Origin of the sequence: Klebsiella sp. LTGPAF-6F (assembly GCF_001753185.1) — a bacterium.
Taxonomy (GTDB): Bacteria; Pseudomonadota; Gammaproteobacteria; order Enterobacterales; family Enterobacteriaceae; genus Klebsiella; species Klebsiella michiganensis.
This window is the reverse complement of record NZ_CP017450.1, coordinates 1386077-1404159: the sequence shown is the minus strand read 5'-3', so window position 1 is coordinate 1404159 and position 18083 is coordinate 1386077. Positions and strand designations below refer to the sequence as shown.

General features: G+C 60.0%; 17 protein-coding genes and 1 pseudogene. 14 read left to right on the top strand and 4 right to left on the bottom strand.

All coding sequences use genetic code 11. The features are described 5' to 3' along the window. A complete protein-coding gene (fbpC, locus tag BJF97_RS06560; RefSeq protein WP_014228120.1) occupies window positions 1-1047 on the top strand; it encodes a ferric ABC transporter ATP-binding protein in 1047 nt (348 codons plus the stop codon). 89 nt (window positions 1048-1136) lie between these two features. Here fbpC and mmuM read toward each other — a convergent pair whose 3' ends face one another. Both mmuM and mmuP read right to left on the bottom strand, forming a co-directional pair. Then, window positions 1137-2069, bottom strand: coding sequence for a homocysteine S-methyltransferase (mmuM, locus tag BJF97_RS06555; RefSeq protein WP_032694126.1), 933 nt, complete (start codon window positions 2067-2069; stop codon window positions 1137-1139). Then, window positions 2056-3462: an S-methylmethionine permease gene (mmuP, locus tag BJF97_RS06550; protein ID WP_032694125.1), complete on the bottom strand. Its 1407-nt coding sequence runs from the start codon at window positions 3460-3462 to the stop codon at window positions 2056-2058. The genes mmuM and mmuP overlap by 14 nt, the downstream gene beginning before the upstream one ends. A gap of 229 nt (window positions 3463-3691) precedes the next feature. On the opposite strand from mmuP, the gene BJF97_RS06545 reads away from it, so the two are divergent. The 4 genes from BJF97_RS06545 to eutC all read left to right on the top strand — a co-directional run bounded on the left by BJF97_RS06545 (window position 3692) and on the right by eutC (window position 8877). Beyond that, window positions 3692-5074, top strand: a complete 1383-nt coding sequence (locus BJF97_RS06545; protein ID WP_014228117.1) for a glycoside hydrolase family 28 protein — start codon at window positions 3692-3694, stop codon at window positions 5072-5074. 250 nt (window positions 5075-5324) lie between these two features. Then, complete coding sequence (gene eat, locus BJF97_RS06540; RefSeq protein WP_004129501.1) at window positions 5325-6704, top strand: ethanolamine permease; 1380 nt, start codon at window positions 5325-5327, stop codon at window positions 6702-6704. 11 nt (window positions 6705-6715) lie between these two features. Continuing rightward, window positions 6716-8104, top strand: a complete 1389-nt coding sequence (locus BJF97_RS06535; RefSeq protein ID WP_004133738.1) for an ethanolamine ammonia-lyase subunit EutB — start codon at window positions 6716-6718, stop codon at window positions 8102-8104. After that, window positions 8101-8877: an ethanolamine ammonia-lyase subunit EutC gene (gene eutC, locus BJF97_RS06530; RefSeq protein ID WP_004099335.1), complete on the top strand. Its 777-nt coding sequence runs from the start codon at window positions 8101-8103 to the stop codon at window positions 8875-8877. The genes BJF97_RS06535 and eutC overlap by 4 nt, the downstream gene beginning before the upstream one ends. Before the next feature lie 260 nt (window positions 8878-9137). On the opposite strand, the pseudogene BJF97_RS35025 reads toward eutC, so the two are convergent. Further along, window positions 9138-9218 (bottom strand): annotated as a pseudogene (locus BJF97_RS35025) (hypothetical protein); the annotation flags it as partial. A 249-nt stretch (window positions 9219-9467) separates the two neighbouring features. Between BJF97_RS35025 and BJF97_RS06525 the strand changes: the two are divergent. The 5 genes from BJF97_RS06525 to BJF97_RS06505 are packed head-to-tail and all read left to right on the top strand — an operon-like array spanning window position 9468 to window position 14000. Further along, the gene (locus BJF97_RS06525) at window positions 9468-10574 is read left to right on the top strand and encodes an ABC transporter substrate-binding protein (RefSeq protein WP_014837543.1); all 1107 of its coding nucleotides are present in this window, start codon (window positions 9468-9470) and stop codon (window positions 10572-10574) included. A 20-nt stretch (window positions 10575-10594) separates the two neighbouring features. After that, window positions 10595-11494 carry a branched-chain amino acid ABC transporter permease gene (locus BJF97_RS06520; protein ID WP_004099333.1) on the top strand — a complete coding sequence of 300 codons (900 nt, stop codon included), beginning with the start codon at window positions 10595-10597 and terminating at the stop codon, window positions 11492-11494. After that, on the top strand, window positions 11494-12543 hold the full coding sequence (locus BJF97_RS06515) for a branched-chain amino acid ABC transporter permease (protein WP_014228114.1): 1050 nt from the start codon (window positions 11494-11496) through the stop codon (window positions 12541-12543). The genes BJF97_RS06520 and BJF97_RS06515 overlap by 1 nt, the downstream gene beginning before the upstream one ends. After that, a complete protein-coding gene (locus tag BJF97_RS06510) occupies window positions 12530-13312 on the top strand; it encodes an ABC transporter ATP-binding protein (RefSeq protein WP_014228113.1) in 783 nt (260 codons plus the stop codon). Before BJF97_RS06515 ends, BJF97_RS06510 begins: the two co-directional genes overlap by 14 nt. After that, complete coding sequence (locus BJF97_RS06505) at window positions 13305-14000, top strand: ABC transporter ATP-binding protein (RefSeq protein WP_004848112.1); 696 nt, start codon at window positions 13305-13307, stop codon at window positions 13998-14000. The genes BJF97_RS06510 and BJF97_RS06505 overlap by 8 nt, the downstream gene beginning before the upstream one ends. Before the next feature lie 107 nt (window positions 14001-14107). Here BJF97_RS06505 and BJF97_RS06500 read toward each other — a convergent pair whose 3' ends face one another. Beyond that, complete coding sequence (locus BJF97_RS06500; protein WP_004129481.1) at window positions 14108-14290, bottom strand: hypothetical protein; 183 nt, start codon at window positions 14288-14290, stop codon at window positions 14108-14110. A 722-nt stretch (window positions 14291-15012) separates the two neighbouring features. Here BJF97_RS06500 and BJF97_RS06495 point away from each other — a divergent pair. From BJF97_RS06495 to BJF97_RS06480, 4 genes are read left to right on the top strand one after another with little or no spacing between them, the layout of a single operon-like run. Then, the gene (locus tag BJF97_RS06495; RefSeq protein WP_032693222.1) at window positions 15013-15822 is read left to right on the top strand and encodes an ABC transporter substrate-binding protein; all 810 of its coding nucleotides are present in this window, start codon (window positions 15013-15015) and stop codon (window positions 15820-15822) included. A gap of 13 nt (window positions 15823-15835) precedes the next feature. Further along, on the top strand, window positions 15836-16654 hold the full coding sequence (locus BJF97_RS06490) for an amino acid ABC transporter ATP-binding protein (RefSeq protein WP_032693224.1): 819 nt from the start codon (window positions 15836-15838) through the stop codon (window positions 16652-16654). Further along, entirely contained in the window at window positions 16651-17403 is a 753-nt protein-coding gene (locus BJF97_RS06485) for an amino acid ABC transporter permease (RefSeq protein WP_014228108.1), read from the top strand. The genes BJF97_RS06490 and BJF97_RS06485 overlap by 4 nt, the downstream gene beginning before the upstream one ends. After that, window positions 17393-18076, top strand: a complete 684-nt coding sequence (locus tag BJF97_RS06480; RefSeq protein ID WP_014837541.1) for an amino acid ABC transporter permease — start codon at window positions 17393-17395, stop codon at window positions 18074-18076. Before BJF97_RS06485 ends, BJF97_RS06480 begins: the two co-directional genes overlap by 11 nt. The last annotated feature ends 7 nt before the right edge of the window (window positions 18077-18083 follow it).

The following is an 18083-nucleotide window of genomic DNA, read 5'->3' as shown; positions in this document are numbered from 1 at the left end:
ATGAGTCAGAAAAATTTTGTTGAACTGCGCAACGTCACCAAGCGATTCGGCAGCAACACGGTTATCGACAATATCAATCTCACCATCCCGCAGGGGCAAATGGTGACCCTGCTCGGCCCTTCCGGCTGCGGTAAGACCACCATCCTGCGCCTGGTCGCCGGGCTGGAAAAACCGAGCGAAGGGCAGATTTTCATCGATGGCGAAGACGTGACCCATCGATCCATTCAGCAGCGCGACATCTGTATGGTGTTTCAGTCTTACGCCCTGTTTCCGCATATGTCGCTGGGGGACAACGTCGGCTACGGTCTGAAGATGCTCGGCGCGTCGCGCGGCGATGTGAAAGCGCGGGTGAAGGAGGCGCTGGCGATGGTGGATCTGGAAGGCTTCGAAGACCGCTATGTCGATCAGATCTCCGGCGGCCAGCAGCAGCGCGTGGCGCTGGCGCGCGCCCTGATCCTCAAGCCAAAGGTGCTGCTGTTTGATGAGCCCTTAAGTAACCTCGACGCCAACCTGCGGCGCAGCATGCGCGATAAGATCCGCGAACTGCAAAAGCAGTTTGATATCACCTCGCTGTACGTGACCCACGATCAGAGTGAAGCCTTTGCGGTTTCCGATACCGTGCTGGTGATGAATAAGGGGCATATCATGCAGATCGGCTCGCCGCAGGATCTTTACCGCCAGCCTGCGTCGCGCTTTATGGCAAGCTTTATGGGCGATGCCAACCTGTTCCCGGCCGCCTTCAGCGAGGGTTTCGTCGATATTTATGGCTATCGGCTGCCGAGGCCGCCGCATTTTGCCGCCCACGGCGAGGGCAGCGTCGGCGTCCGCCCGGAGGCGATCACCCTGAGCGATCGCGGCGAGGAGAGCCAGCGTTGCACGATCCGTCACGTGGCCTATATGGGACCGCAGTACGAGGTGACGGTAGAGTGGCACGGGCAGGAAATTTTGCTGCAGGTGAACGCGACGCGGCTGCAGCCGGACGTCGGCGAGCATTACTATCTCGAAATCCACCCGTACGGGATGTTTGTGTTAGCGGATGCCGGGTGATTGATGCCGGGTAGCGCTTACGCTTACCCGGCCTACGATTCGTGCACGTTGTCGGCCGGGTAAGGCATCAGCCGCCACCCGGCGCAAACTCAACGCCGCGCGTTCAGTTCGGCAATATCCTTCGGCGTCGTGCGGCAGCAGCCGCCAATCAGCTTCGCCCCCGCCGCCAGCCACTGGGGTAAATATCCCGCCAGCGTTGCACAGGCTTCGCCGTGGTGATGCCAGGTCTTGGATACCGGGTCATAGTGCTCCCCGGAATTAGGATAAACCACCAGCGGCAGCGCCGTCAGGCTATGCAGATGCGCCAGCGCGGCGGTGGTGTTTTCCAGCGCGATACAGTTAATGCCCAGCGCCACCACCTGCGGATAGTTTGCCAGCACGGCAACCACTTCCCGCAGCGGCGTGCCGTCGCTGAGATGCTGCGCATCGCGCAGGGTAAACGAGAACCACGCCCGCGCGCGCGGATAGGCGGTCAGCAGCTCCGACAGCGCCTTCATCTCGGCGAAATTCGGCATCGTTTCGCAGGCCAGCAGATCGGCCCCGGCGTCGAGCAGCGCTTCCACGCGCGGACGATGAAACGCCTGAAATTCCTCACGGCTGCGGACATAATCGCCGCGATACTCCGAACCGTCCGCCAGGAAGGCGCCGTACGGCCCGACCGAACCGGCAACCAGCAGCGCGCCCGCCTGCGGGTTTTCCGCCAGATACGCCTCCCGCGCCTTGCGGGCCAGCTCAACGCTTTTGCCGATCAGCGCTTTCGACTGCGCTTCATCGAGGCCGCGGGCGGCAAAGCCCGCCGGCGTCGCCTGATAGCTGGCGGTGATCGCCACCTGCGCGCCGGCGCGGAAATAGTCGAGGTGAACTTCGCGGATAAGCTCCGGGTTGTCGACCAGCACTTTCGCCGACCACAGGCTGTCGGCAAGATTGCAGCCGCGCGCTTCCAGCTCCGTCGCCATCGCGCCGTCCAGCAGGATAAAGGGCTTTGCGTCAAGGAGGGCGGTTAACGGATTATTCTGCGACATGTTGAGGCTCCTGGGTGAGTTTCCGTGAACGAGTCAGATAATACGCACCATAACACAGTGCCACGAACGGGATCCCGCACCACAGCGCAATCCTCTGACTCGGGTCAAACGCCAGACCCACGCAGGCCACCAGGCAAAGCACAAATCCCAGCGCCGGCACCAGCGGATACCACGGCGCGCGGTAGTGCAGTTCGCTTAGCGCCTTCCCCTGCTGCAGATGGCGGCGGCGGAACATAAAGTGCGAGGCGCAGATGCTCAGCCATACCGCCACCACCGCGAAGCCGGAAATCGCCGACAGCGCGACAAACACCGTATCCGGGGCCACGACGCTGGAGAAGAGCGCCAGCACGCCGCCGAGCATGCTGACTGAAATCGCCGTCAGCGGCACGCCGTTCCTGGTCAATTTGGTAAAACAGGACGGCAGCGTTTTTTCATTGGAGAGCGACCACAGCATCCGCCCGGAGGCGTAGAGGCCAGAGTTGGCCGCCGACAGAATCGCCGTCAGGATCACAAAGTTAAAGATATCCGCCGCGTAGGGGATCCCCACCTTTTCGAACACCAGCACAAACGGGCTTTTTTCGACTCCCGCCTGCTGCATCGGGATCAGCGCCGCCAGCACGAAGACGGTGCCGATAAAAAAGATAATCAGCCGGGCGATGGTGGTACGAATGGCCACCGGAATGACTTTGTGCGGATTCTCCGTTTCCCCCGCCGCGATGCCGATAAGCTCGGTGCCGGAGAAAGCGAAGTTAACCGCCACCATGGTCATCAGGATCGGCAGACCGCCGTGCGGGAACCAGCCTTCGGCGGTGATATTGCGCAGCCCCGGCGCCGGGGAGCCATCCTGCATCGGAATGATGCCGAAGATCGCCGCCCCGCCGAGAATAATAAAGGCGATAATAGTGACCACCTTCACCAGCGAGAACCAGAATTCACCTTCGGCAAAGAAGCGGGTGGAGATAACGTTGAGGGCGAAAATCACCGCGCAGAACACCACGCACCAGACCCATACCGGCACCTGCGGGAACCAGTACTGCATGCAGAATCCGGCGGCGGTGAAGCTTGAGCCAAGCGCGACGGTCCAGGTTAGCCAGTAGAGCCAGGCGACGGTGTACCCGGTCGCCGGGCCGAGATAGCGCGCGGCGTAGACGTGGAACGCCCCGGTTTCCGGCATCGCCACCGAGAGTTCGCCCAGACACTGCATCACCAGCCAGACCACCAGCGCGCCAATCAGATAGGCCAGCAGCGTACCCGCCGCTCCGGTGGTGGAGATGATATAGCCGGTATTAAAAAATAGCCCTGTGCCAATAACGCCACCCAGCGACAGCATAATCAGGTGGCGGGTCTTCATGGTGCGCTTAAGCTGCCCACCTTGTTGTTGTGTTGTTTGCATTTGACTCCATGGGCGTATAGACATCTAAACATCCAGATAAGAGATTCCTTATACCCCGCCTGTCGCCAAATTGCAAAGCCGCCGGGCCTGTCATCTATGCATTCGCCCAAATCATCATCGCTACTTATGGGCAGAATAACGACAAAAGAGAAACCGTGATCGCCGCCCTCATTAAATCAAAACATTGGTGCTAATTTTACAAAACAACAAACCAAAAAAGGATAATGCCATGATACCCCGCGCTTTACCTCTGTGGGCCGCCGCTGCCGCCGTCGGTCTTCTACCGCTGTACGCCGCTCAGGCCGCGAGTTCCGTGAAGTTTCCCGATAAAATCTGTGATATCACCCACTACGGCGCAGAAGGCCATCGGCTGCAAATCGCGCTCAACACCGATGCCATTCAAAAAGCGATTGATGACTGCGCCGCCGCCGGAGGGGGAACGGTGCTGGTGCCAAAAGGTAATTTCCTGACCAACCCGCTGTTTCTGAAGAATAATATTCAGCTTAAGCTGGAGAAAGACGCCACCCTGGTGGCCTCAACCGAAGTGGCTGCCTATCGCGGCGATGATAAAACGCGATACGCCGAAGCTGAAAACGGCTGGCTGCCGTTTATCAGCATCGCCGACGCGCAAAACGTGGCCATCGTCGGTGAAGGCACTATCGACGGCCAGGGCGCGGTGTGGTGGGAGCGCTGGCGGGAAAATATCCGCGCCACCGGCAAGAAAGGCGGTACCGACCGACCGCGGCTGATTTATATCACCCGCGCCAGCAACGTGCTTATCTACGGCGTGACCCTCACCCATTCACCCAGCTTCCACGTGGTCACCCGCTACGCGCACGATGTCGATATCAACGGCACGCGTATTCTTTCGCCGTGGCATGCGCCGAATACCGACGCCATCGATCCTATCGATAGCCAGAATATCCGTATTACCAACAACTATATCGACTGTAACGACGACCATATTGCCATCAAGGCGGAAAAAGCCGACCCGCGCTTCCCGGAGGGCGTGGTGGATAACATCTATATCGCCAACAACACCCTGAAGCAGGGGCGCGGGATCTCCATCGGCAGCGAGAGCGCAGGCGGCGTGAATAACGTGCTGGTGGAAAACAATACCTTCGAAGGTTCGATGTACGGTATTCGGATTAAAAGCCCGCGCGGCAAAGGCGGTGAGGTAAAAAATATCGTCTACCGCAATACCAGAATGCATAACGTTGAGGTGCCGCTGGTGTTCTCCGCCTATTACAAAGCCGCGCCGATTGTGCAGGCCGAGGTCGATAAGCTGTTGCAGGCAGGCGGCTTTACCCTCGGCGAACAGATCTATCCGCCGGACAGCGACCCGAAACAGCCGTTCGATAAATACAAGACTCCGCACTTCAGTAATATCACCGTTGAAAATTTAACCTCCACAGGCGACAGCAAAGCGGCGGCCTATATTATCGGTACCCCGGAAGCGCCGCTCAGCGGTTTCCATTTTAGCAACGTCAATATTGAAGCCGACCGCGGTCTGCGCATTCGCAACGCCGAGCTGGAGAGTAAAGGACTTAACCTGCAGGTGAAAGCAGGTCCGGTAATTCAAAAAGACGCTGGCGCCATCGTGCACCAGTAACGCCACATTTGCGGGCAGCTGCACCACGGCGACTCTCTCGCCGGGCGCAGTCTGCCCCTTTTTTGATCCTCGTTGGCTTAGAGCTTATCCCAACAGGCGTAATCGTTGCAGACAGTTTGGACACGGACAGCGCGAAAGAACCGGAGCGTACACGGAGTACGCGAGGATGATTCGCTACGCTCCCCCTGCGGGCTGCCCTGGCATTCTCTTTGCAACCCTCCCGATATCTTTATCTGGCGAGGCAACGAACATGACAGAGCAAACCACAACGCTAAAAAGAACGCTCGGCAGTTTCCGCTTATGGGGGATCGCCGTTGGGCTGGTTATTTCCGGAGAGTATTTTGGCTGGAGCTACGGCTGGTCCCAGGCCGGGACGCTGGGCTTTATGATCGTCGCGCTGGCCATCGCCGCGATGTACTGCGCCTTTATTTTTAGCTTTACCGAGCTGACCACCGCCATTCCGCATGCGGGCGGGCCTTTTGCCTACGCCTACCGCGCCTTTGGCCCGACCGGCGGGTTTATCGCCGGCTTCGCGACCCTGATTGAATTCGTCTTCGCCCCGCCCGCCATCGCCATGGCCATCGGCGCCTATCTTAACGTGCAGTTTCCGGCGCTCGACCCCAAATGGGTGGCCTGCGGCGCCTACATCATCTTTATGACGCTGAATATTCTCGGCGTGGGTATCGCCGCGACCTTTGAGCTGGTGGTGACGTTATTAGCGATTTTCGAACTGCTGGTGTTTATGGGCGTTGTCGCGCCGGGCTTCTCCTGGAGCCACTTTACCGCTAACGGCTGGGCGGGCGCGGAGAGCTTCAGCGGCCTGGCGCTGCCGGGGATGTTTGCCGCCATCCCGTTCGCTATCTGGTTCTTTCTGGCGATTGAAGGCGCATCGATGGCCGCCGAAGAGGCGAAGGATCCGCAGCGCACCATTCCCCGGGCGCTGGGCGGCGGCATCCTGACCCTGACCGTGCTGGCGATTGGCGTGATGATTTTTGCCGGCGGCGTGGGCGACTGGCGAACCCTGGCCAATATTAACGACCCGCTGCCGCAGGCGATGAAAATGGTGGTCGGCAACAGCAGCGGCTGGCTGCATATGCTGGTGTGGCTGGGACTCTTCGGCCTGGTGGCCTCGTTCCACGGGATTATCATGGGCTACTCGCGGCAGATTTACTCGCTGGCGCGCGCGGGCTATCTCCCCGCCAGCCTGGCGACGCTGAACCGCCGCACCCGCACGCCGCATCTGGCGATCCTCGCCGGTGGCGTGGTGGGCATCGCCGCCATTTTCTCCGATTCGCTGATCACCATTAGCGGGATGCCGCTGACCGCCTGTATCGTCACGATGTCGGTATTTGGCGCTATTGTTATGTATATCACCTCGATGGCGGCGCTGTTTAAACTGCGCCGCAGCGAGCCGAAGCTGATTCGACCGTTCCGCGCGCCGCTCTATCCGTGGGCGCCGGCCTTCGCGCTGGCCATGGCGGTACTCTGCCTGGTGGCGATGGTCTGGTACAACACCCTGCTGGCGCTGATTTTCGCCGCCATGATGCTCGGCGGCTACCTGTGGTTTCGCAAGACCGCAGCGGCCCGCCAGCGCGCGGCGGTGGATCCGCAGCTGCGTACGGTCTCCTGAGGAGGCGACACATGTATAAAACCACGCTATCGGGCCAGGTATGGCGCTTTGATAGTCTGAAAACCTTGATGGCGAAGGCCTCCCCTGCGCGTTCCGGCGACGCGCTGGCGGGCGTTATCGCCGGCTCCGCCGAAGAGCGGATGGCGGCAAAAATGGCGCTGGCGGAGGTTCCGCTCACGGAGATTCTCGATAATCCGCTGATTCCCTACGAGCAGGATGAGGTGACCCGGCTGATCCTCGATACCCACGACGCCCGGGGCTTCGCGGCGATTCGCCACCTTACGGTCGGCGATTTTCGCGACTGGCTGCTCGACGACGCCACCGATGAAGCGGCGCTGCGCCAGGTCGCCCGCGCGATAACCCCGGAGATGGCCGCCGCGGTCAGCAAGCTGATGCGCAATCAGGATCTGATCCTCGCCGCCAGCAAATGCCGGGTCGTCACCCGTTTTCGCAATACCATCGGCCTGCCGGGGCGCCTGAGCGTGCGCCTGCAGCCCAATCACCCGACCGATGATATGAAAGGCATCGCCGCCAGCATGCTCGACGGCCTGCTGTACGGCGCCGGGGACGCGGTGATCGGCATCAATCCGGCCAGCGACAGCCTGCCGGTGCTGGCGCAGCTGAACCATATGCTTGACGATATTATTCAGCGCTTCGCCATCCCCACCCAGTCGTGCATTTTGACCCACGTCACCAACACCCTGCAGCTGATTGAGCGCGGCGCACCGGTGGATCTGGTGTTCCAGTCGGTGGCCGGTACCGAAGCCGCCAACAGCGGTTTCGGCATTAATCTGGCGCTGCTGCAGGAAGCGCGGGAAGCGGCGCTTAGCCTGAACCGCGGCACGCTGGGCAACAACGTGATGTATTTTGAAACCGGCCAGGGCAGCTGTCTTTCCGCCAACGCCCACCACGGCGTTGATCAGCAGACCTGCGAAGCCCGGGCCTATGCCGTCGCCCGCCATTTTGAACCGCTGCTGGTCAATACGGTGGTGGGCTTTATTGGCCCGGAGTATCTGTACGATGGTAAGCAGATTATCCGCGCCGGGCTGGAAGATCACTTCTGCGGCAAGCTGATGGGGCTGCCCATCGGCTGCGACGTTTGCTACACCAATCACGCCGAAGCGGATCAGGACGATATGGATACCCTGCTGACGCTGCTCTGCGCGGCCGGGCTGACCTTTTTGATCGGCGTTCCGGGGGCTGACGATATTATGCTCAACTACCAAAGCACCTCGTTCCACGATGCCCTTTACGCCCGCCGACTGCTGGGTTTACAGCATGCGCCTGAGTTCGCCGACTGGCTGACGAAGATGCAAATTATTGACCGCCACGGCGCGCTGCGTCTGACCGATGCCCGCCATCCGCTGCTTTCCGTCCTGCCGCAAGGAGAACCGGTATGAATCCTCCCGACGCCTGGAACCCGCTGCGTGAATTTACCGATGCGCGGATTGCGCTGGGGCGCAGCGGCGCCAGCCTGCCGACCCGCGAAGTGCTGAATTTCGGCCTCGCCCACGCCCGGGCGCGCGATGCCATTCACCAGCCTTTCGCCAGCGACCAGTTAGTCCAGCCGCTGGCGGAGCTGGGGCTGTCGACGCTGACCGTCCGCAGCGCCGCCAGCGATCGCCATGTCTATCTGAATCGCCCGGATCTGGGGCGACAGCTGAACGAAGAGAGCCGCGCCGACCTCGCCGCCAGCGGCGCGCGCCCCGCCGACCTGCTGCTGGTGATTGGCGACGGGCTGTCGTCGTACGCCGTGCAGCGCCAGGCGGTGCCGCTGATTCGCGCCCTGCTGCCCTATCTGAAAACCCTCGGCCTGAGCCTGGCCCCGGTGGTGCTGGCGCACCAGTCGCGGGTCGCGCTGGGCGATGATATAGGCGAAACGCTGAAGGCCAGAGCGGTGGCGATATTGATTGGCGAAAGGCCCGGGCTCTCCTCGCCGGATAGCCTCGGGGTGTATTTAACCTGGCAGCCGCATCGTCAGCGGCTGGAGTCGGAGCGCAACTGTATTTCTAATATCCGTCCGGAAGGACTGAGCTTTGATGCCGCCGCTTTTAAGCTGGCCTGGCTACTGGAGCAGGCCTTTTTGCGGCGGCTTACCGGAGTGCGCCTGAAAGACGAAAGCGATAATCCGGCGCTGCATGGAAAAATAAAACCGTTGAGCCAGTTAAAATAATAAGTCACGCGGGCAGCAGAATAGATTTTTAATATTATCGAGCGCACCTGAATATTATATTCGGGTGCGCGCTGAAATTGCGGGCTTTCCAGGCCGGGTAAGGTGTCAGACGCCACCTGGCAAAATGCGTTTACCGTACCAATAACAGTATTTTCACCAGCCTTATGCCCTCTTCTGGAGGTAATAAGAATATTGCATGAGTAAAAACGAAACGGACGTTGTAAGGTAAATCTGCATACCAAATATATCTCGTTATCTATTCAACATAACAGCCAATAATTCGCCGGATACGTTGGCGAATTATGTCTCAATGTTATGCAGTCATTGATAGTTAAAGATATACCCAAAATAATTCGAGTTGCAGGACAAAATGGTTAACCGTTTTGAACAGCGCTTGCGCTGGCCCTGAAAGGGTGAGTCCCGTAGGGGCGAATCACGCGGCGACGCAGTGAATCCCCAGGAGCTTACTGAAGTAAGTGACTGGGGTGAGCGAGGAAAGCCAACGCACAAGCAACTTGAAGTATGAAGGGTATAAATAATCCACCGACGGTGAGGTAACAATGAACAAGTTTTCCGGGAAAGCGTCTTTAATGGCCACGCTGGTTGCCGCGTGGGTCGGTGCCAGCAGCGCGCAGGCGGCTGAAATTAAAATCGGCGTGGTCTTGCCGCTGAGCGGCGCGCTGAGCGGCTACGGTCAGCCTTCGCAAAAAGGGCTGGATATTATCCAGAGCATTACGCCGACGTTAAAAAACGGCGACACCGTGAAGCTTATCGTGATCGACGATAAGAGCGATAAGGTCGAAGCCGCTAACGCCATGCAGCGCCTGGTTTCCAGCGATAAAGTCGATGCGGTGATCGGCGAAGTCACCTCCTCCAATACCCTGGCGATGACCAAAATCGCCGACGACAGCAAAACGCCGCTGGTCTCCTCAACCGCGACCAACGACCGCGTTACCCGCAACCACCCTTACGTCAGCCGGGTCTGCTTCTCCGACAGCTTCCAGGGCGTGGTCGGCGCTAACCTCGCCTCGCGCGATCTGAAAGCCAAAACCGCCGCCATCGTCTTCGACAGCAGCAACGACTACTCCGTCGGCCTGGCGAAGGCCTTTCGCACGCAGTTCCTGAAAAACGGCGGCGCCATTCCTATCGAAGTTCAGGCTCCCGGCGGCAGCAAAGACTTTAAGGCCCAGCTGGCCAGCGTGAAGGCGAAGAACGTCGACATGATCTATATGCCGATCTACTACACCGAAGGGGCGCTGATCGCCGTACAGGCGAAGCAGCTGGGGCTGAGCAAGCCGGTGGTCGGCGGCGACGGGCTGGCGGCGGATCAGGTCTTTTTTGACGTCGGCAAAGACGCGGTCAACGGCTATATGACCACCGACTACTACTCGCCGAACGCCAAAGAGCAAACGCCGGCGGGCGAGGTGTTTATCAAAGCCTGGGAAGCCAAATACCAGCAGCCGACCCACACCTGGGGCGCGATGGCGGCGGACGCCTATAACGTCATTATCAACGCCATGAACCAGTGCAGCGACCCGCACGACCGGGTTTGCGTTAACGAAAAAATTCGCGCCACTAAGGACTTCCAGGGCGTAACCGGCACGCTGACGTTACAAAACGGCGACGCTATCCGCAGCGCGGTCATCAACGAAGTGAAGGATGGCAAGCTGGCGTTTCGTACCGTGGTTAATCCTTAAGGTTTTATAAGGGATATCAGATGGATGGTGCCATTTTTCTCCAGCAAGTGGTCAATGGAATGAGCCTTGGGGGCATGTACGCCCTGATTGCCATCGGTTATACGATGGTTTATGGGGTGCTGCGCCTGATCAACTTCGCCCATGCGGACGTAATGATGGTCGGGGCGTTTACCACCCTGTTTTTGTTTTCTTCCATTGGGCTACCCTTCGGGGTAGCCGTTTTCCTGACCCTCGCGCTGTGCGGCCTGTTCGGTATGCTGATCGACCGGGTGGCCTATCGCCCGCTGCGTCAGGCATCAAAAATCTCCATGCTGATCACCGCCATCGGCGTCAGCTTCTTCCTCGAAAACCTGTTCAACGTGCTGTTTGGCGGCAGCTCGCGCTTCTTTTCCGCACCGGAATTTTTCAACAACACCCGCGCCTTTGGTGACGTGATTATCACCAACGTGGCGTGGATCGTGCCGCTGATCACCGTCCTGCTGCTGCTGGCGATCCTCTGGCTGCTGTACCGCACCCGCTACGGGATGGCGATCCGCGCGGTGGCCTTCGACGTTAATACCGTGCGCCTGATGGGCATCGACGCCAACCGCATTATCTCGCTGGTGTTCGCCCTCGGCAGCAGCCTCGCGGCGCTGGGCGGGGTGTTCTACTCCATCAGCTACCCGACCATCGACCCGCTGATGGGCGTGCTGATCGGCCTGAAGGCCTTCGCCGCCGCGGTGCTCGGCGGAATCGGCAGCGTCACCGGCGCGGTGCTCGGCGGCTTTATTCTCGGCTTTACCGAGGTGGTGGCGGTCGCTCTGTTTCCCGAACTGGGCGGTTACAAAGACGCCTTTGCCTTTATGTTCTTGATTCTGGTCCTCTTGTTCCGCCCGGTTGGCATTATGGGCGATGAACGTCTGGAAAGGAGCCGTTTCTGATGCTCAACGCTACGACTACCGCCGGGGCGCAGCTGCGCAACCTGGTCATTATTGCTCTCTGCGTCGCGCTGCTGGCCGGGATCAACGTCGTCTTCAACGACTACATTACTCGCGTCATCAGCACCATTTTCGTCTTTATGATCCTCGCGGTCAGCTACAACCTGATCAACGGCGTGACCGGCCAGCTGTCGCTGGAGCCCAACGGCTTTGTGGCGGTCGGCGCTTACGTCACCGCCCTGCTGATCCTCCCCAGTGACAGCAAGCTGGATATGTTTGAGATGGCCGCCCCCAGCCCGTGGATCCTCGTGCTGCACGCCGGGTTCCTGCCCGCGCTGCTCATTAGCGGCCTGTGCGCGGCGGCGCTGGCGGTTTGCCTTGCCCTGCCGGTCTTCCGCGTGCGCGGCGACTACCTGGCGATTGTGACCCTCGGCTTCGGCTTTATCATTAAAATCCTCGCTATCAACAATCCGCAGATCACCAACGGCGCGATTGGCCTCAACGATATTCCGCAGCAGCCGCATCTCCTGTTCTGGTGCGGGCTGTTCGCCCTGCTGGCGACCGGGATGATTTTGCAGCTGGTGTGGTCGAAGTACGGGCGAATGATGAAAGCGGTGCGCGACGACGAAGACGCCGCTATCGCCATGGGCGTGAACACGTTTCGCATTAAAACCTGCGCCTTCGCCACCAGCGCCTTCTTTGAAGGGATCGGCGGCGGACTGCTGGCCTCGCTGCTGACCACCATCTCGCCGGGCCTGTTCGACTTTATGCTCACCTTCCAGCTGCTGATTATTATCGTGCTCGGCGGCCTGGGCAGCACCACCGGCGCGCTGCTCGGCACCGTACTGGTGGTCGGCAGCGGCGAGTGGCTGCGCTTTCTCGACCAGCCGCTCCAGTTCTTCGGTCACGATCTCGGCGCGTATCCGGGCCTGCGGATGGTGGTGTTCTCGCTGCTGCTGCTGATCATCATGCTGTTCGCCCGCGAAGGTCTGCTGGGTAAAAAAGAGATTTGGCAAGTGGGCAAAAGGGGCCGCGGCTATGGCGCAAAATAAGGTCATTTTACAGGTGCAGGACGTGACCATGCAGTTCGGCGGCCTGCGGGCCATCGACAGCGTCAGTTTCCACGTCGACGAGGCGGAAATTTTTGGCCTGATAGGCCCCAACGGCGCGGGCAAAACCACGATGTTCAACGTCATCACCGCCAACTATAAGCCGACCAGCGGCAGCGTGACCCTGGCGGGAAAGTCGCTGAAGGGGCTGAAGCCTAACCGGGTGGTCAACGCCGGGATTGCCCGCACCTTTCAGAATATCCGCCTGTTCAACTCGATGACGGTATTAGAAAACGTGATGGTCGGCCTCGACAGCGCCAGCCGCTATTCGCTGCTGGAAGCGGCGCTGCATATTGGCCGCTACTTCCCCGCCGAGCGGGCGGCAAAGGCCAAAGCGATGGCGATTCTGGACGATATCGGTATCGCCCATTTCGCCGACGTGCAGGCCACCAACCTCAGCTACGGCAACCAGCGCAAGGTGGAGATCGCCCGCGCGCTGGCGACGTCGCCAAAATTGCTGCTGCTCGACGAGCCCGCCGCCGGGATGAACCCGAAAGAGACGGAGGATCTGGCGGATCTGATCTTCCGCATGCGTAACGACTATCAGCTCAGCGTACTGCTGATCGAGCACGATATGCCGTTCGTCAACAAGCTGTGCGAGCGGGTGATGGTGCTGGAGTACGGCAAACCGCTGTTTAGCGGCCTGATGTCCGAAGCCATTCAGGATCCGGACGTGATTTCCGCCTACCTGGGGGACGTTCGTTATGCTTAGCGCGCGCGAGTTAAAAGTGTTTTACGGCGTGATTCAGGGGCTGAAAGGGGTGGACATTGATATTCACGACCGGGAGATTGTGACCCTTATCGGCAGCAACGGTGCGGGGAAAACCTCCACCCTCAACGGGATCGTCAACCTGGTGCGCTCCACGGGGAGGGTCAATTTTCTCAACGAGGATATTTCCCGCAGCCAGACGCATCAGATTGTGCGTAAGGGGCTGGCGCTGGTGCCAGAAGGACGGCGCATCTTTACCAACCTGACCATCGAAGAAAATCTGCGCATGGGGGCCTACAACAATCTCGCCGGCTTTACCCGCCTGCGCGATCGCATGTACAGCCTGTTTCCCCGGCTGAAAGAGCGGCGCAGCCAGATGGCGGGAACCATGAGCGGCGGCGAGCAGCAGATGCTGGCGATCGCCAGAGCGTTGATGAGCGAGCCGGTACTGCTGATGCTCGATGAGCCAAGCCTCGGCCTGGCGCCGAAAATTGTCGGGGAGCTGTTTGCGACGATTAAGCAGCTGCGGGAAGAGAATATTACCGTGCTGCTGGTAGAGCAGAACGCCACGGCGGCGTTGACCATCGCCGATCGCGCCTATGTGCTGGAGAATGGGAAGATTATGCTCTCTGGTCCGGCGCCGGAGGTGCTGGCGAATCCGGAAATCAAACGGATGTATCTGGGGGGATAAAGCTGTTCAGGGCTGCGGCTTCGCTTCCTGCGTCGCCGCAACCGCAAACAGCCTCGCGCTACACAAAGCACACCTCGTTCCAGTAGGCTTCACGCGTCCTGCGCCGCTCAGTATGTTTTATCATGGCGAAACCACCTTGTTTCAACGTTGCCGAGCTCAATTCCGTAGAGACTGGCGACCGGTAATATTGCCTCCATGATGCGTTGGGTATCCTGCTGACCGGCTTCACCGCCGGATCCAGATAAAGAAGCCAGCCAGCCCGTTATGCGTTGCCACAGCGCCACTTTCATTTTTCTCCTCCGTCGGGAAGCATTTTTGCCTGTGTCTATTTCAACCACAGTTGACGGCGGGCGGGAAATATCAATTCCGGATTTGTAATTCTGTCGGGCGCATATTAGGGGCCTTTCCCGGATTGCGACGTAAACGTCTTATCCGGGCTACACGACCCCAGACGACTGAGGCCCCGTAGCCCAGCCAAGCGCAGCGCAGGCTGGGAAGGACCCGCAGCGTTTGCCGAAGCCTGATTTGTAATTCTATGCGTAAGGGTTCCGTTCACTCGCAATCTGCAGAAAATGCCTCACCGCTACCCGTGAACGGGTAAAGGGGGAGAAAACCGTCTCCCCCTTTACAATCCCCGCGGTCCCGCAAAGAAATCGGTGCTGCGCACTGCGCTCACCTCCCGGTCCTCAGCCTGCGGTCGGCTCAACTCGACATCGCTGTCTCGATTCGCCTCTGGCCGCCATCCCTGGCGGCCAGCCCTTGTCTTCCGACCTCCGGTTCACCGATTTCAGCGGGCACCAGGGCATCGCTGCGAGTCTTGTGATTTCAGAAAGATACCAATAGCTGACGGAATGTCTCCCCAGTTTGGTAGCACAGAGCCGGGTAAACAATATCCACAACTTTGTTAAGTTCTTTTTCGTTATAGATAAGAACTTTTTCTTCTTTGCCGCCGACGGGCGATTTGTGGGAGCGTGATAAACACAAAACAAAACAGGGATTCAGGGGAATAACAATGCGCATTGCAAAAACAAAAATCGCGCTGGCGCTGGGCATGCTGGTGCTCGCCGCGCAGGCTCAGGCCGATCAACTAGCCGATATCAAAGCCGCCGGCGTGGTCAAAGTCGCCACCTTCGACGCCAACCCGCCGTTCGGCTCGGTAGACCCGAAAACGCATAAAATCGTCGGCTACGACGTGGACTTCGCCGAAGCGCTGGCAAAGTCGCTCGGCGTCAAGCTGGAGCTGGTCGCCACCAACCCGGCCAACCGCATTCCGCTGCTGCAGTCCGGTAAGGCCGACCTGATCGTCGCCGATATCACCATCACCCCGGAACGCGCCCAGGTGATTGATTTCTCAACGCCTTACTTCGTGACCGGCCAGCAGTTCCTCGTCCCGGCAAAATCGCCGGATAAGCTCGATGATTACAGCAAAGCGCGCATCGGCGCGGTAAAAGGCACCACCGGCGAACAGGCGCTGCATCAGCGTTTCCCGCAGTCGCGCGTGCTCTCTTATGACGATATTCCGCTGGCGCTGACCGCCCTGCGCAACGGCAACGTGCAGGCCATCACTCAGGACAGCACCATCCTCGCCGGACTGCTGGCGGAAGCGCCGGACAAGGCAAACTTCAAAATCATCCCCGACCTGCTGAGCAAAGAAGAGATTGGCGTCGGCGTGAAGAAAGGCGAACCGGCCCTGCTGAAAGCGGTCAATGACGAGCTGGTCAAGCTGGAAAAAACCGGTGAAGCGGCCAAAATTTACGACATCTGGTTTGGCCCGAGCACCAAAACTCCGCAGCCGCGCGCCTTTACTATCGAAGCGAAATAAGCAGAGAAAGATGATGTTATCGGCTCTATTTTCACGCTCCGCGGCATCGTCCGCGGATTTTTCGCATCTGCAGCGCGCCAGCATTGAGTTTCGCGATGTCGCCAAAAGCTACGGCGACCATCGGGTGCTGAACGGCGTAAATTTACAGGTTGAACCCGGCGAAGTAGTGGCGATCCTCGGCCCTTCGGGATCCGGCAAATCAACCCTGATCCGCCTGATCAATCAGCTGGAATCCCTTAGCGGCGGCGAGATTCTGATCGACGGCAAACCGACGCGCCAGCTTACCGGCAGCGCCCTGCGCCAGCTGCGCAGCCGGGTCGGCTTCGTTTTTCAGCAGTTTAATCTCTACGCCCACCTGACGGCGCAGGAGAATATTACCCTCGCGCTGGAACGCGTTCACGGCTGGAGCAAAAGCGCCGCCCGCGAGCGCTCGCTGGCGCTGCTCAGCCAGGTTGGCCTGGCGGATAAAGCCCGGCAGATGCCTGCCCAGCTCTCGGGCGGTCAGCAGCAGCGGGTGGCGATCGCCCGCGCCCTCGCCTCCTCGCCGCAGATCATTCTGTTCGATGAACCCACGTCGGCGCTGGACCCGGAGATGATCGGCGAAGTGCTGCAGGTCATGAAAACCCTCGCCCACAGCGGGATCACCATGGTGGTGGTGACCCACGAGATGCAGTTCGCCCGCGAGATTGCCGATCGGGTGGTGTTTATCGACGGCGGCGATATTCTCGAAGTCGCGCCGCCGGCCGAGTTTTTCGCCCGGCCGCAGCACGCCCGCACCCGCCGTTTCCTGCAGAAGGTGCTCGATCCGCTGCACCAGGAGGGTGAGGCGTGATCCCACATCTCGACTGGCATGGCGTGCTGAGCGGGCAGCCGCTGCAGTGGATCATCTCCGGTTTTCTCACCACCGTCTGGGTCAGCGTCGCGGGGATGATTCTGGCGACCGTGCTGGCCGTCCTGCTGCTGGCGCTGCGTCTCGGGGGCGGCAGGCCCGGCCGCTGGCTGGTGGCGGCCTGGGTTTCACTGTTCCGCAATACGCCGCTGCTGGTCCAGCTGCTGTTCTGGTATTTTGCCGCCTGGAATCTGCTGCCGCTGGGGGCGCGAGATTTTATCAACGACGACCACAGCTGGTCGATTCTGCCGGGCAACGTCTGGTGGCTGACGCCGGAATTTCTCTGCTCAATGTGGGGACTCGGGGTCTTTACTTCGGCGTTTCTGATCGAAGAGATCGCCTCCGGGCTGCGCGCCGTTAGCCACGGCCAGCGGGAAGCGGCGCTGTCGCAGGGGTTTACGCCGTGGCAGGAGCTGCGCCACATTCTGCTGCCGCAGGGGCTGGCTAACGCCTGGCAGCCGATTATCGGCCAGTATCTGAACCTGATGAAGCTCTCCTCGCTGGCGAGCGGTATCGGCTTCGCCGAACTGACCTATCAGGTGCGGCAAATCGAGAGCTACAACGCGCATGCGCTGGAGGCGTTTGCCGTCGGCACCGCGCTGTATCTGGCGCTTGGGGTGCTCATGGGCGTGGCGCTGACGCGTCTCGGTCCGGGAAGGGATCAGCAAAGGAGAGCCGGCTATGAACGCTAACCTGGCGGTTATCGTTGATAACCTCGATTATCTGCTGTGGGGACGGCTGGCGGACGGTATTCCCGGCGGCGTGGTGCTGACGCTGCTGATGGCTATCGGCGCCGCCGCGCTGGCGCTGCCGGGGGGCGTGCTGCTGGCGGCCATCGCCTGGCGCTACGACGGGATCGTGCGGCGGCTGCTCTTCCTGTGGGCGGAGATTATTCGCGGCATCCCGCTGATCTTCGTCATTTTCTGGCTGTGGTATCTGCTCCCCATGCTCACCGGCAGCGACCTGCCGGGCGCGGTCACCGTCACGGTGGCGCTGGCGTGGTTTACCGCCGCGTCGGTGATGCACTCGGTGCTGGCGGGCCTGCAATCGCTGCCCCGCGGGCAGTACGAAGCGGCGCTGACCCAGGGTTTTGCCCCCGGACAGACGCTGCGCCTTATTCTGCTGCCGCAGGCTCTGCGCAACGTTCAGCCCTCGCTGGTAGGGATATTTATCGGGCTGCTCAAAGACACGTCGCTGGCGTTTATCGTCAACGTGCCGGAACTGACCACCGTCGCCGGGCAGGTCAATAACCGGGTGCAAATTTACCCGCTGGCGATATTTGTCTTTACCGGCGCGGTTTATTATCTGCTGTGCTGCGGCCTGAGCCTGCTGGCGAACCGCCGCTATGCCGGGCGTACGGTTTAGCGACGAA

Coding starts and splice junctions, on each gene's coding strand:
- fbpC (WP_014228120.1), top strand. CDS start 1: ATGAGTCAGAAAAATTTTGTTGAACTGCGCAACGTCACCAAGCGATTC.
- mmuM (WP_032694126.1), bottom strand. CDS start 2,069: ATGTCGCAGAATAATCCGTTAACCGCCCTCCTTGACGCAAAGCCCTTT.
- mmuP (WP_032694125.1), bottom strand. CDS start 3,462: ATGCAAACAACACAACAACAAGGTGGGCAGCTTAAGCGCACCATGAAG.
- BJF97_RS06545 (WP_014228117.1), top strand. CDS start 3,692: ATGATACCCCGCGCTTTACCTCTGTGGGCCGCCGCTGCCGCCGTCGGT.
- eat (WP_004129501.1), top strand. CDS start 5,325: ATGACAGAGCAAACCACAACGCTAAAAAGAACGCTCGGCAGTTTCCGC.
- BJF97_RS06535 (WP_004133738.1), top strand. CDS start 6,716: ATGTATAAAACCACGCTATCGGGCCAGGTATGGCGCTTTGATAGTCTG.
- eutC (WP_004099335.1), top strand. CDS start 8,101: ATGAATCCTCCCGACGCCTGGAACCCGCTGCGTGAATTTACCGATGCG.
- BJF97_RS06525 (WP_014837543.1), top strand. CDS start 9,468: ATGGCCACGCTGGTTGCCGCGTGGGTCGGTGCCAGCAGCGCGCAGGCG.
- BJF97_RS06520 (WP_004099333.1), top strand. CDS start 10,595: ATGGATGGTGCCATTTTTCTCCAGCAAGTGGTCAATGGAATGAGCCTT.
- BJF97_RS06515 (WP_014228114.1), top strand. CDS start 11,494: ATGCTCAACGCTACGACTACCGCCGGGGCGCAGCTGCGCAACCTGGTC.
- BJF97_RS06510 (WP_014228113.1), top strand. CDS start 12,530: ATGGCGCAAAATAAGGTCATTTTACAGGTGCAGGACGTGACCATGCAG.
- BJF97_RS06505 (WP_004848112.1), top strand. CDS start 13,305: ATGCTTAGCGCGCGCGAGTTAAAAGTGTTTTACGGCGTGATTCAGGGG.
- BJF97_RS06500 (WP_004129481.1), bottom strand. CDS start 14,290: ATGAAAGTGGCGCTGTGGCAACGCATAACGGGCTGGCTGGCTTCTTTA.
- BJF97_RS06495 (WP_032693222.1), top strand. CDS start 15,013: ATGCGCATTGCAAAAACAAAAATCGCGCTGGCGCTGGGCATGCTGGTG.
- BJF97_RS06490 (WP_032693224.1), top strand. CDS start 15,836: ATGTTATCGGCTCTATTTTCACGCTCCGCGGCATCGTCCGCGGATTTT.
- BJF97_RS06480 (WP_014837541.1), top strand. CDS start 17,393: ATGAACGCTAACCTGGCGGTTATCGTTGATAACCTCGATTATCTGCTG.